Below are 13,915 nucleotides of genomic sequence, written 5' to 3'. Positions count from 1 at the left end.
CAATCCGCATGCGGATTGCCTTTTTCTCACTTCTCTTCTTTCGAGAAAAACATTCTTGAAATAACGATACCTATACTTCCTACAATTAAGAATAACACAGCCCTGATCATCATCGATACTTCTGGTAAGTCCAGAAGGAATAGCTTCCCTATCGTTACGACTAACACGACTAAGCCGGCATACAATATTTCATTCATATTTTTATTCCGTCCAAGCCAAACGGCAAATAATGCATATACCATCCATAATAACGATACAGATACGCTTATTATACTTCCATCTGTAGACAGCACTTCACCGACTCTAGTAATTGCAATAAATACGATAACCATAAACCAATAGAGCGTTATAGAATAAACATATTTTCCGAAGCTCCTTAACACATCTTTCGCTTGTTTCATGCAGTAATAAAATGTACCTATTAAAATAATATGGGCAACAAACCCAGCTGAAATGAAATGATCAAACGGACTAAAAATAGTTTGTATCATTCCAATCGCGTAAATCGTCGCACTAACATACAATTTCACCTGTTGTTTTACTTTAATAGCAGTCACCATACCGAGGAAACCTTGCAATAATAATACAATCGCTGCATTTACTAAACTATACTCATATAAAATCGCTAAACTAAATGCACCCATTGCGAAACCAAATAAAAGATTTGTAAATGTAGAATGTCTATTCTTCCTATATTCAAACACAAACATAGTAGCGTGCACGAGTGCACTAATCATTAATCCCTATGTTGTAAATTCAGGTATTTTTGAAATGGCTAATATAAAGAGAACTGCATTCGCACTAAATATCGCCAAGCGTGGCTCTAATATAAAACTTCTCTCCGTAAACATATGCCAAAATAATAGTAAGTGAATCAAACCATAAACAACCGTTAACTGTATTTGCAAATCCTCTACTAACATTGACATAATAGCAAAGAAAACAAAAAGGACAATAGCAGCAACAGCATAAGAAATCATATATAAATACTGATAACGATTTTTCAACGCATACCATAATAAGCTAAGTGTTAGTATCGTCTCATATCCAAAGAAAATATAAGGATTAGGAGTCGTACTATTTAATAAGAATGGCACGAAGAACGCTCCTACGGCTACGAATATAGTAAGATATTCCGATTGATACCTCTTCGCTACATAAATACCTAAAATGACCCATGCAATATTACATACAAACGCAACACTTGCTGGAATAAATCCATATAAATAATGCGCCGCAAATGTCGTTAAAACTATACCCGTAATACTTCCTCCTGCTAATACTAAACCCAACGCTTGCCGCTCTCGTTTAATTTGAATATCACCTATATAATAAAAACCGATTGATAGGACAATACCAAACACAATTCGTATTACAGGTGTTAATAATCCAGCATCTACCCCTGCTTTAAATAACCAGATTACTCCAAGTAACATAATGCCGACAAATATACGTGGCAACCAAGTTTGGCAAAACTTAATAATATTAAATGGTTCTGGTTTAAATGCAGATATATCTACTTGTTTTACCTCACGTTCTTGCACGGGCTCCTTTATTGTAACTACTTCTTCTTTTTGCTTTTCCTCCATTACCGTTTCAATATATTCTTTCTTTTCTTTACTAACATGTTGCTGAGCATTTTCTACTTCTATTTCTCTTTGTTTTGCTTTCAATTCAAAAAGCGCTTCTTGAATTGTTTCAATTGCCGTTTCGAGCGCTTCTATTTTCTTATTTAAATCCTCCTTCATACGCTCCCCCCTCACCATTCATTCAAAATCTATATATTACCAATTATCTTTATCATACTCTTAGTCTATTCATTTTCAATACTATTTTTCCTAAAAAAAGAAAGGTATCTTCCGAAATAGGAAAACACCTTTTTACTCATTTATTCTTATTTAGAACAACACTAACGATGACACCAATACAAACACCTATAATAGCTGGAACAATCCATCCAACACCTTCTGTATAAAACGGAATGTATTTCAATATTGACGTCCACTGATTCATCATTACATTTTTATTGAAAATATCGATTGCACTAAATACCGCTACAATCCCAACAGCTACTGCATATACGTATGCATACTTTCCAATATATTTATGGAATAACCCTAGAATAATGAGTGTTAATGCAACTGGATAAATAAATCCAAGAATCGGTACTGATACTTTTAAAATTTGTGTTAATCCTAAATTAGCTAAAATCATACTAGCAAAACTTAATATAAATGCCCAAACTTTATACGCTACTTTCGGAAATGCACTTGCGAAAAATTGACTACAAGATGTAACAAGCCCGATTGAAACGCATAAACAAGCGATCGTAAAAATAAGACCTAATAAAACGACTCCGCCTTGTCCAAATAATGTAGTCATAACTTGCGCTAACACGTTCGCCCCATTATCAAATGTACCTAACGAACCGCTAATTGAACCAACATATCCAAGTATGACATAAATAATAGATAATAATAGTCCTGCACCAATTCCAGCAATACTCATATATTTCGCTAAACCTTTATCATCTTCAACACCTTTTGCACGAAGAGCATTTGCAATAACAATCCCAAAAATTAAAGCGGCTAGCGCATCCATTGTTAAATATCCATCTAAAAAGCCTTGGAACATAGGAGCTTGTCCATAGTTTCCAGCAGCCTCTTTCACACTGCCTACTGATGTAAACATACTCTTTATAAAAATAAGGGCAATCATCCCTAATAATAACGGTGTTAAAACTTTTCCGAACAACCCCATTAATTTAGACGGTGATAAACTTAACCAGTACACAATACTAAAGAAAATAACCGTGTAACATAATAAAACTACACTTCCCGATTCTGTGAAGAACTGACCTGGTCCCATTTCAAAAGCTAAACTTCCTGCACGTGGTATACCAAGACCTGGTCCAATAAATAAATACACGATACATGGGAAAATAATGGCGAATGAAGAATGAACCCTCCCCGCTAACGTTTGAAAGCTTCCCGCTTTCGCAATAGCGATAACACCCAATATAGGAAGACCTGTTGCTGATATAATAAATCCTATTAATGAAATCCACACATGTTCTCCTGCTTCATACCCAAGGAAAGGTGGGAATATAAGATTCCCCGCTCCAAAGAACATCGAGAATAACATAAGGCTAATCAGTAAAATTTCTTTTTTCTGTAACAATTTCATTTGTTTCTCCTTCTTTAATTTCATCTTTTATGAAATCAATTTCACATATAAAAAAGTGCAATAATTCGCTTCCTAACAAAGAAAACATAGTCCATAGTCTAACATAAAAGAAACACCCATTCTATAGCTATCCCTCTTTTCCAATTTCTTCTGAAAAATCAACCTTTATTGACTTATAATAGTTAATAAGGTAAAATATTAAATGTACAAAATTATTAACTTTGTTTTTGTTTGTGTCAGGAGGAAAATAACATGGAATCAGCGATACAACTAGAAAGAGAACAACAAAGAAAAAAGAAACATCCTCCAGGTTTATACTTACTCTTCTTTACAGAAATGTGGGAAAGATTTAGTTACTATGGATTACGAGGATTATTAACATTATATTTAACGACAGCTTTAGTAAGCGGTGGTCTTGGGTTTAGTCCTGCGTGGGCACTATCCATTTACGGATTTTACACTGGAGCCTGTTATTTCACACCAATGATTGGTGGATACTTAACAGACCGGTTCCTAGGTAGACGAAAAGCGATCACAATTGGTGGTATAACAATGGCAATTGGTAACCTTACACTATTTGCCATGCAAAACCAAGCCGGCCTATACCTCGGATTAGCGCTTATTATTATCGGTAACGGATTCTTCAAACCGAACATCTCTACACTGGTTGGGGAATTATACGAAGAGAACGATCCAAAACGTGATAGTGCATTTACCATTTTCTATATGGGTATTAACGTCGGATCATTTTTAGCTCCACTCGTTTGTGGTTTTTTATCAGAAAATTTATTCAAAACAACAGTTGATGGCGTTGTACATTACGGATTCCGTTACGGTTTCTTAGCCGCTTCAATTGGAATGATCATTGGACAAATTTTATTTACAACATTATCAAATCGCTTCCTTGGTGATATCGGTAAAAAACCAACTCGTGATTTGCAAACAACAGATGGACAACCATCAGTAGGAGATACACCGTTAACAAAAAAAGAAAAACAACGTACCGCAGTTATCGTCATTTTAACATGCTTCGTTGTCTTCTTCTGGGCTGGCTTTGAACAAGCTGGTAGCTCATTAACATTATATACAAACAAATTTGTAGACCGCTCTGTGTTCGGATGGGAAGTTCCAACATCTTGGTTCCAATCGGTCAATCCATTATTTATTATTTTACTTGCTCCAGTCATTTCAGCATTATGGGCAAAACTTGCAACTCGCAAGCGCGGGGATTTAAAAATCCCAACTAAAATGGGACTTGGTATGATCTTGCTTGGTATCGGTTATATCATTCTCGTTATCGCTACATTAAAAACAGGTAGTGATGAACATAACATTACAGAAAAAGCAAACTTACTATTTATCGTCTTTACGTATCTTTTCCATACGTTAGGTGAGCTATTCTTATCACCTGTTGGACTATCAATGGTTAGTGCACTTGCCCCAGTAAAACTTGCTTCTTTATTAATGGGAGTATGGTTAGCAAGCTCAGGAATTGCTAACATTTTAGGCGGACAACTTGCAAGCTTCACAACTTCACTTGGATATGCTGAAGTATTTACAGTAATCGGAGCTGTAGCAATTGTATTAGGTTGTGTTTTATTACTAATTTCTAAGAGATTAGTGAAATGGATGGATTAAAAAAAGATGAGGGATTCCCCTCATCTTTTTTATTTCTTCGCCTTCGTTCCTACTAAATCACCAGCAACAACGTAACGTTTAGAATTATCTTTCACAGATACACATGTAATAAGCGTTATCTCATCTTTCCCATGATCCTCTACAACTTCCCACTTATCAGGAGTTACTTCAGATACACCAGTAACCGCATATTCATATTCATTTTCATTATCATACAAATAAATTTTGTCGCCTTTTTTTAAAGAGGCTACATCACTAAATAAAACACCTTTTTTAGACATGTTATGTCCTGCTAATGCATAGTTCCCTTTTCCCATTACTTGATTTTCTTTTACTGTTGCTGCACCTGATAATAGGTTTTTCTCAGTAGAAGATTTTAAAACAGGAAGTTCTAATGAAACACTCGGGATCGAAATACGACCAATTACTTGTTTCTTATCTAATGATGCAGTCGCTACTTCTGCCAAGTCTGGTTGATCAATTTTCGAAGCATCTACAAATTCCGTCTCATGTTTTTCATAATCCATTTTTTGAACAGCCTGTACATTTTCAGTCTGTTTCTTTTCAGCCTGATATCCATCATAAAATGGCTTTCCGATTAACACACCACCTACAACAAATAGAAGGATTGCTACTATACTATAAATTCTTTGCTTATTCATATACAATTCCTTTCCCTTACAAAATCTTACTCTATATAAAATGATAAGATAATATTGCTATATGTACAAGTATAAGCTAAAAAGAAACCTTCTTGCCGATGCAAGAAGGTTTCTTTTTAAGCTAATTTATTTCTGTATAGTGATACGTGGAATACTGTCATTTGAATAAAGAAAATAGAAAATATAATATACAATGGGTATCCAGGAAGATATTCATTAATAATAGGCGAAAAAGTTAAAAATCCAACTGCACAAGGTAACACAAACCATAACGATACAAATGTTGTTCGACAAGCTTTATCTGTAATCGCTTTTTCACGTTCATCTTCTAGTGGAAACAATAATGGATACATCCAAAAAGATAAATTCTTGTATTTTTTCTTTTGAATTCTATAAAAAATTGTAACTATAATAGCTCCAATAAATAATAAAATGAATGGTACTCCATTAAACCATATTTCAAAAGGGAATTTCTCATTTTTAATTATATCTGCTAACTCTGTAATAACACTATAAAATTCAACAAATGTCCAGCATGCTAAAGCCGTATAAAGCACGTTTACGATATAAGAAAAAACAATCCTACTCATCCTCTTTCCCCTCCTTATTTAAAACAAACACATCTTCCATCTTTAACTCGAATACATCACAAATCGTAAGTGCTAATAACAATGAAGGAACATAATCACCTTTTTCAATTGCAGCAATTGTTTGTCTCGTCACTCCAACCTTTTCTGCTAATACACTTTGCGAAAAATTAAATCGAGCTCTTAATTCCTTCACTCTATTTAAAATGGACAAATTTACCACCTCTCAATTTCATTGTATGCTTTCCTTAACAAAATGTAAACTCAACTTAACATTATTTTCACAAAAAATCCAACTTTACGTTTTGTAAAGTTGGATTACGTTTTAGTTTAAAATTGTAACTTTAACATTTTTTCTGCCCCAATTACTAGACGAAGCTTTATCCGGCATTAAAACATCGATTTTGTGACCTTTAATCGCGCCACCAGTATCTGCTGCAATTGCAATTCCATAGCCTTCAACATTTACAGTAGATCCTAATGGAATAACAGATGGATCCACCGCAATTAATTTCATTCCTGGGTTTGCAGTTAAATTATAGCCTCCCCATGCAGAATATACTTGTTGACCTGCTGCATAACCATTTTCAGCTGGGTCTGCTGTATAAGCTGTTGCATGTACATAAAGTTCTTTTCCACCAGCAGTTGGCTTAGAAGGTTGTGCAGGTTCTACCTTCGAATTATTATTAGCAACAGGTTCGGCTGGTTTACTAGCTGGTTTACTAGCTTGTTCTTGCTTTTTCTTTTCAGCAACTTCCGCCTGTGCCTTAGCTAAAGCTTCTTGCTCAGCCTTTGCAGCTGCTTCTGCTTTCGCACGCTCTTCTGCTGCAATTCTTGCTGCTTCTTGCTCACGAGCAATTGTTTCTTGCACTGCCTTCATATTTGACTCAATTTTAGCTTTCTCTTCTGCTGCTAAATTAAGTTGGCTTGCAACCTGATTATATTTATCTTGAACTGTTTGTAAGTTAGCTTGACGCTTTTTCAAGTTATCTTGCAACTCAGCTTGTGCTTTTGCTAATTTTTGTTTGTCTACTACTAAAGATGCTTCTTTTTCATCAATTGTTTTCTTATCTTCTTCAATTTGACGAAGATCTTGTTCTTGTAGACGTAAAATTTCTTTATCAGCTTCTAGAATAGTAGAAACTGCGTTCATACGTTGTAAGAAATCTGCAAAGTTTTTTGACTCTACTACAACTTCTACTACTAAACTCGTATTTGAACTGTTTTGAACAGAAACCATACGTTTTCTCATAATATCCTTACGAGCAAGGACTTTATCCTCTAAAACGACAATTTCATTCTTTTTTTGCTCAATCTGCTTATGTGTTTCATCGATTTTACGTTGAATAGCAGCTTGATCCTCTTTATTTTTTGCAATTGTATTATTTAAATTATGTAGTTCGTTTTCGATACCTTTAATTTCTTTATTAACAGCTTGCTTCTCTTGCTCTTTCTTTTGCATTTCTGCATCGTTTTGCTGCAATTGCTGTTGCATGTTGTTAAGTTTCTCGTCGTTTGACTCTGCTTTAACAGCGACTGTACTAGAAAGACCTATAATTCCTGCTAATACTAGACTACTGATTCGCTTAAAATAGTTCATAATCCGACTCCCTTCTTATACAGTTATACATGATTTATTTTACAGTTTGTTTACAATACCATTAAATACAGTTTATTTTTCATGACAAAAAAAAGGGAATTATGCATAAAATGTAATAGATTCTTAAATATTTAACAATTCCTATATTTAAAAATTATAAAAGATGCTAAAATCCAAATATAGAGAAAATATAACTTCTAAAGGCGGTTGAAATAAATATATGTTTACTCAAAAGAAATCACTCCAACATAAAATTGATCAATTAGAAAGTCGTATACAAGAACTAGAAGCAGAATTAAAACAAAAGGATATCGAACAACAAGAGACTATTTCTTCTATCCACGATCGTGTACAAAGCGTTGTTCAAGAACATAAACTTGTAAATAGCCAGCACCATACACTTCAAAATTTAGTTCAACAATTAAACTTATGTTTCGAAAATGTTTCAACGCGCACGACACATTCCAATGAATTGAATAACGAAATGTTACAAAAAGAACAAAGCTTAATTCAATCTATTGAAGAAATTATTGACTGTTCTAATGAAGGTAAAGAATCTGTTCACCGTTTACTTATTGTAATTAACAAATTAGGTGAACAATCTCAGCGTACGTCTAACAGTATGAATCATTTAAGTGAACGTTCAAAAGAAATCGAGCAAATTGTAGAAGTCATTCAAAACATTGCAGCACAAACAAATTTACTTGCTTTAAATGCGAGTATTGAAGCTGCTCGTGCTGGAGAGCACGGTAAAGGATTCGCTGTCGTTGCTAATGAAGTAAGAAAACTAGCAGAAAGTACAGCGGAAAGTACAAAAAACATAGGCAACTTAACGAAAAAAATTCAAGAAGAAATTGAAAAAGCATACGATAACACAAAAGATAATTTACATTTAGTCGATGAAGGTGTAGAAATGAGTGCCGATACAAACGCTAGAATCGAAAATATTTTAATTATGATTCAAACGTTACAAAACGGTGCTACCAATGTTATTAAAGCTATCGAAAACCAAAAATCTTGTAATGATGATATATTACGTGAATTCGCTAATACACAACAAATGTTCCAAAAGTTAAATACTACTATTATGAATCACATTCATGATGCTGAGAAAGTCGATGTTCAATTAACGGAAAGTCTTGAAGAAACAGTAGTTTCTCATTAATAATAAAAATCCCTTATACTTTTATAAGGGATTTTTATTATATTTGGAATATTTATTTCTTCTCAATATTCATCCGTATCTTTGTTATAATGGACAAGTTGTTTCTTTCGACTAATAAACAAGGAGGTTATTATGGAACAATTTCACTACATTTTAAAATATTTAATTCTCGGTCTGTTCCAAGGGCTAACAGAACCAATTCCGATTTCTTCAAGTGGTCACCTCGTTTTAGCACAACATTTGCTAGGACTAAAAATAGAAGGGTTCAGCTTCGAACTACTTGTTAATTCAGCTTCATTATTAGCTGTATTACTTATTTATAGAAATGATTTAATTCGTCTAACGAAGAATGGTCTATCTTATATCTTTACAAGAGCAGAGGACGCAAAATCAGATTTCTTCTTTATAATTTACCTTGTTATTGCGACCATTCCAGCAGGTGTTATCGGTGTTTTATTTAAAGATTACATCGACCAGTACTTAAAAGGTGTGAAAATGGTTGGGATTTCCCTTCTTATTACTGCTGTCGGCCTTTGGATTATTAGAAACTTACGTGGACGTAAAAATGATGGCGATCTTTCTATGAAAGATGCAATTATTGTCGGATTAGCACAAGCTTGCGCATTAATTCCTGGAATAAGCCGATCAGGTGCAACAATCGTCGCAGCGATGTTACTTGGTATGAAGCAAGAAACAGCTCTTCGTTTCTCATTCTTACTATATATCCCTGTTAGCTTAGGTGGTTTATTACTAAGTATTACAGACATTGCAAAAGATCCAAATCTAGACACATTATTCGTGCCATATATCGTTGCGTTTATCGCAACATTTATCATGACGTACATTTCATTAAAATGGTTTATGAACATTATGGCAAAAGGAAATTTAAAATATTTCTCTTTCTATTGTATTATCGTAGGTGTACTTACTCTTATTTTCTTATAAAGTGAAACTTACAAAGCGAAAAACGAGTCATTCTATTAAACTAGGATGACTCGCTTTTTTATATCTTTATAATGATAAAGCCCCTCTTTCTGTACAGTAAGAGGGGTCCCTTTTATGCGTATACTTTCTTTTCTTGACAATACAAACGAATAACATGTTTATTTTGTTGAAATACATCATGCGTTAGGCGGATAATAATAAAATTTCGTTTTGTTTGATCATCATGAACAAAAATCTGTTCTCCCTCCTGAAAACGCCATGCACTTTCAAAAGTTGTAATATGATCCCCACTTACAGAAAAAAGCTCATATCGCATATCTTGTACCCTCTCTCAACTTATAATAATCACTATATCCTTATATTAAATTTATTATAACTTAATCCCGTTTAAATTTGAAATTTTTTCTATTTCGAAATATTTTAATTTTGTTTTCAGGTTCTTTTAACGTTATAATGATAAACGAATTTTCATTGAAAGGAGCTTCATTTTGACTGCATATTTATTTCCAATAAAAACAGCATTTATTTTATTTCCTATTTTAGCAATGTTTCTATTAATCCCTTTTTTAATATTTAATTATCGTAAATACGGTTATTTAAATAAATGGCGTTCATTTATTTTATATTCATTATTACTTTACTTATTAAATGCCTATTTTCTTGTGATTTTGCCATTACCACAAACGTATGATACTTGTAGCCTACAACCGGCTAATACGCAACATTTGCAACTCTCGCCATTTTATTTCATACAAGAGATTAGTAATCATACCTCGGCGATTTTAACGAAGCCAGCTACGTACTTCTATTTATTAAAGGAATCTGCGTTTTTACAAGTCGCTTTTAACGTTTTACTAACCGTTCCGTTCGGTATGTACTTACGTTATTATTTCCGACGTAGCTTCTTACAAACAGTGTGTATTTCTTTTTGTCTTTCACTATTCTTTGAATTAACACAAGTAACTGGATTATATGGTATTTATAATTGTGCATACCGCTTATTTGATATTGACGATCTGTTTTTAAACACGCTAGGCGGCGTAATTGGTTTTATCATTGCACCAATCTTTACGTACTTCCTTCCGAAAACAAGCGAATTAGATATTCATATTGATTTAGAAACGAAACCAGTCGGATTCATTCGTCGTCTCATCGCTATGCAAATTGATTGGATTTTCTTATCTATCGTTGTACCTTTCATTAAAAATAAAGGAAATTCACTATTTATCGCTAACATCCAATCTTATACAAATGTATACGAACTCCTTTTCATTACATGTTCAATCTTAATTTACTTTATTATCATTCCATACTTTACGAATGGAAGAACAATAGGAAAAGCGTTGCTTCGGATTTACATTAAAGGACAAGCTGAGCGTATTACACTAAAAGAATTATTCATTCGTTACGGGATATTCTATTTCATTTTAGGCGGAATCAATTATATTCTTTCGAGTAGCTCTATCTTAAATCATACAGAGCCTTTAGTATTACTAGTTATACTATTATTCCAATTTGTAATTAACGGTCTATTTATTATTCATGTTTTATTACATGTATTTAGTCGTGATAAGTTACTATTTTACGAGCGCATTAGTCAAACAAGAAATGCGATTATACTAAAAAAAGCTGACAAGTAATACTTTGTCAGCTTTTTTTCATAATCGTAAATAATTTTTCTGTGTAAGGGTTTGAAAACATTTCTGCTTCATCTAGTAACTTTCTCGCCTTTAGAAACGAATGCATTTCTGGATATATATTTTGTAATTTTTCGTACGTTAACGTATGCATTTTCCCCCAATGCGGGCGCCCTTCATACTTTAGAAAAATTTTCTCCACCTCACCAAAATAAGCAGCATACTTCATACCTTTATACATATGAACGGCAATATACGCTGAATCCCTTCCGTACGCTGGACTGAGCCATATATCATCCCTTTTCACATAACGGCATTCAATTGGGAAGTGCACTTTATACTTTTTCTTTTCAATAAGGTTTGAAATATCTTCTACAACAGCCCGCATATACTTTGAAGGAACACTATACTCCATTTCATAAAATGGAACCGCACGCGATGTAGCAAATACTTCATAACTCGGACCAATTATTTTTGTATTCGGTACAGCTTTAGCCGATAATCGACTTACACCTTTACTTATAGAAGGAAACCATTTACATCCTTTAGATAACAAAGAGAACATCTTATTTTCAAGCAACTCTACCTTTAGTTTATGCCATTTCAAGTCACTTTTTTTACCCGTTGTTTCATTTGTAAATTTCACTTGTACTTCATCTGAATAAGGAAAAACAAAAAATTCAAAATGGCGATTCTTCTTATATTCTTCTAGCTTGTTCATTACAGTAGATAATGACTGTTTTTCACTTTTATAAACGAGTGAATAGGCTGGAATAACCTTCAATTTTATTTTTACAATGATACCTAACATTCCTAGCGACAACTGAAAGGCTCTCCAATATTCCACATTCTCAGTTTCCGAACAAACTATACTCTCGCCTGTAGATAAAACTGCGGTAATCTCTATAACTTGTGTTGATAAACTTCCAAAGGTAATACCCGTTCCATGAGTCCCTGTACTAATCGCTCCTGCAATCGATTGCGAATCAATATCCCCTAAATTTTCTTGTGCATAACCTTTTTCTTCAAGTAACTTCCCTAAATCATGTAGCTTTGTTCCTGCCCATACTTCGGCAACCATCTTCTCTGCATCCATATCCAAAATACCTTTCAATTCATCTAAAGAAACTAAAATTTCTTCCGTTTGCACAAGAGGTGTAAACGAGTGTCCTGAACCGACAACACGAATTTTCTTCCCTTTTTTTCGAGCAAGCCCTACAACTTCTACTACATCTTGTATACTTTCTGGATACATCGTATAATGCGGCGTTCCTTCTACATTCCCTGTCCAATTTCTCCATTTTTGTCCCTTTATAGAAAGCATTGGCCATCCCCCCGATATGTTGAATACTCCCCAACAATCTCTCCTTCTTTCACACGATATAAAAAAGGAAAACGCTCACATAACTCTCCAGCTTTACTATGGCGAAACAAGATAGAATCTCCTATCTCTACTCGTTCCTTACCGTTATAAAAAATCGGTGTTTGCACTTCGCCAGCGCCTTCTAAAGCTAATAGTTTGGCACCATTTGGTCTCCAAATCTCAGGTTCTTTATCTTTCCCGATTGCACCTGAGGCAATATATCCACCACCTAAACAAGTGTAAATAAACGGGGCTGGTTTACGCACAACTGGTAAAGCAAATCCGACAGCTGGATGAAATTGCACCTCTTTATAATAATCGAACAGCTTCGGGGCATAAAAAGCAGAACCTATTGTAATCTCTGAAATTGAATTATCTTGCTCAGTTGTTTTTATACTTCCTGTGCCTCCCCCATTTACAAACCTTAGTTCAATACCTAGGTTTTGTATTTCTTTTACGATATGTCCTCTTCTTTCTTTAACTTCTAACACTGACTTCTTCTTTAAATACGAAATTACTTTACTTTTCACTCTTTGATTCGGTATGTGATCTCCTACCCCAGCAATTTGAGCTTCATATCCCATTACACCATCTAGTATTAAAAATGATGATTCTTTTACCCTTTTTATTATTTTCAAAGCACCTTGCACATCTTTTACCGGTGATCTGTTTACCCCAAAATGAAATTGAAAAAAACGACTACTCATATCAATATCCAAACAAACACGAAAACACCCTTTAGACTCCTCAGCAATTTTTTCTAAATAAACAATATGGTCTTCACAATCCACCATACAAGTTATAATGGGGCCTTGCTTTGTTAGCAAACTTATTTCATGTAAAGCCCTTTTATCATAAGCAGGATATCCGAGCAATAAATCATTGAATCCTTGTTCAATTAAAAACAAAGCCTCTCTAGGTGAAAAACACATAATACCTTGAAATCGATCATTTGTAGCTAAAATCTTTTGCATAACCGGAACAGAACGTAGCGATTTACTCGCTATACGAATCTTCTTGTTTCCACTTAATTCCATAACCGATTGAATATTTTTATCTAAAGCTACTTCATCCAAAAATGCACACGGTAATGGAACTTCTTTAAAAATTCCTCGATCCACATTTTTCTCTC

At 33.9% G+C, this 13,915-nt stretch carries 12 protein-coding genes and 1 pseudogene; 4 read left to right on the top strand and 9 right to left on the bottom strand.

From position 1 onward, the window contains the following. Positions 1-26: 26 nt before the first annotated feature. Positions 27-1,748 (bottom strand): annotated as a pseudogene (locus JDS99_RS16195) (DUF2339 domain-containing protein). A 136-nt stretch (positions 1,749-1,884) separates the two neighbouring features. After that, entirely contained in the window at positions 1,885-3,186 is a 1,302-nt protein-coding gene (gene brnQ1 / locus JDS99_RS16190; protein WP_088608989.1) for a branched-chain amino acid transport system II carrier protein BrnQ1, read from the bottom strand. A 252-nt stretch (positions 3,187-3,438) separates the two neighbouring features. Between brnQ1 and JDS99_RS16185 the strand changes: the two genes are divergently transcribed. Then, positions 3,439-4,824: a peptide MFS transporter gene (locus tag JDS99_RS16185; RefSeq protein WP_088061913.1), complete on the top strand. Its 1,386-nt coding sequence runs from the start codon at positions 3,439-3,441 to the stop codon at positions 4,822-4,824. 29 nt (positions 4,825-4,853) lie between these two features. On the opposite strand, the gene JDS99_RS16180 is transcribed toward JDS99_RS16185, so the two are convergent. The 4 genes from JDS99_RS16180 to JDS99_RS16165 form a co-directional block, all read right to left on the bottom strand. Continuing rightward, positions 4,854-5,486: a class A sortase gene (locus tag JDS99_RS16180; RefSeq protein ID WP_088061911.1), complete on the bottom strand. Its 633-nt coding sequence runs from the start codon at positions 5,484-5,486 to the stop codon at positions 4,854-4,856. Positions 5,487-5,602: 116 nt separating this feature from the next. Next, positions 5,603-6,076 carry a DUF2178 domain-containing protein gene (locus JDS99_RS16175; protein ID WP_087983307.1) on the bottom strand — a complete coding sequence of 158 codons (474 nt, stop codon included), beginning with the start codon at positions 6,074-6,076 and terminating at the stop codon, positions 5,603-5,605. Beyond that, entirely contained in the window at positions 6,069-6,287 is a 219-nt protein-coding gene (locus JDS99_RS16170) for a helix-turn-helix transcriptional regulator (protein WP_048527833.1), read from the bottom strand. The genes JDS99_RS16175 and JDS99_RS16170 overlap by 8 nt, the downstream gene beginning before the upstream one ends. 111 nt (positions 6,288-6,398) lie before the next feature. Continuing rightward, on the bottom strand, positions 6,399-7,673 hold the full coding sequence (locus JDS99_RS16165) for a 3D domain-containing protein (protein WP_088608988.1): 1,275 nt from the start codon (positions 7,671-7,673) through the stop codon (positions 6,399-6,401). A 220-nt stretch (positions 7,674-7,893) separates the two neighbouring features. On the opposite strand from JDS99_RS16165, the gene JDS99_RS16160 reads away from it, so the two are divergent. Together JDS99_RS16160 and JDS99_RS16155 are read left to right on the top strand one after the other, a co-directional pair. Then, on the top strand, positions 7,894-8,838 hold the full coding sequence (locus tag JDS99_RS16160; RefSeq protein WP_199695355.1) for a methyl-accepting chemotaxis protein: 945 nt from the start codon (positions 7,894-7,896) through the stop codon (positions 8,836-8,838). A gap of 132 nt (positions 8,839-8,970) precedes the next feature. Continuing rightward, positions 8,971-9,783, top strand: a complete 813-nt coding sequence (locus tag JDS99_RS16155; RefSeq protein WP_044791332.1) for an undecaprenyl-diphosphate phosphatase — start codon at positions 8,971-8,973, stop codon at positions 9,781-9,783. 112 nt (positions 9,784-9,895) lie between these two features. On the opposite strand, the gene JDS99_RS16150 is transcribed toward JDS99_RS16155, so the two are convergent. Beyond that, positions 9,896-10,099, bottom strand: a complete 204-nt coding sequence (locus JDS99_RS16150; protein WP_001268332.1) for a hypothetical protein — start codon at positions 10,097-10,099, stop codon at positions 9,896-9,898. A 172-nt stretch (positions 10,100-10,271) separates the two neighbouring features. Here JDS99_RS16150 and JDS99_RS16145 point away from each other — a divergent pair, with 172 nt between their 5' ends. Then, positions 10,272-11,423: a VanZ family protein gene (locus JDS99_RS16145; protein ID WP_087983313.1), complete on the top strand. Its 1,152-nt coding sequence runs from the start codon at positions 10,272-10,274 to the stop codon at positions 11,421-11,423. A gap of 7 nt (positions 11,424-11,430) precedes the next feature. On the opposite strand, the gene JDS99_RS16140 is transcribed toward JDS99_RS16145, so the two are convergent. After that, on the bottom strand, positions 11,431-12,744 hold the full coding sequence (locus tag JDS99_RS16140; RefSeq protein WP_088061903.1) for a D-arabinono-1,4-lactone oxidase: 1,314 nt from the start codon (positions 12,742-12,744) through the stop codon (positions 11,431-11,433). Continuing rightward, positions 12,732-13,904, bottom strand: coding sequence for an alanine racemase (locus tag JDS99_RS16135; protein ID WP_199695354.1), 1,173 nt, complete (start codon positions 13,902-13,904; stop codon positions 12,732-12,734). Before JDS99_RS16135 ends, JDS99_RS16140 begins: the two co-directional genes overlap by 13 nt. Positions 13,905-13,915: the final 11 nt, after the last annotated feature.

Source organism: Bacillus cereus group sp. N6 (assembly GCF_016483705.1).
GTDB classification, from domain to species: domain Bacteria; phylum Bacillota; class Bacilli; order Bacillales; family Bacillaceae_G; genus Bacillus_A; species Bacillus_A wiedmannii.
This window is presented reverse-complemented; position numbering and strand designations above follow the sequence as displayed.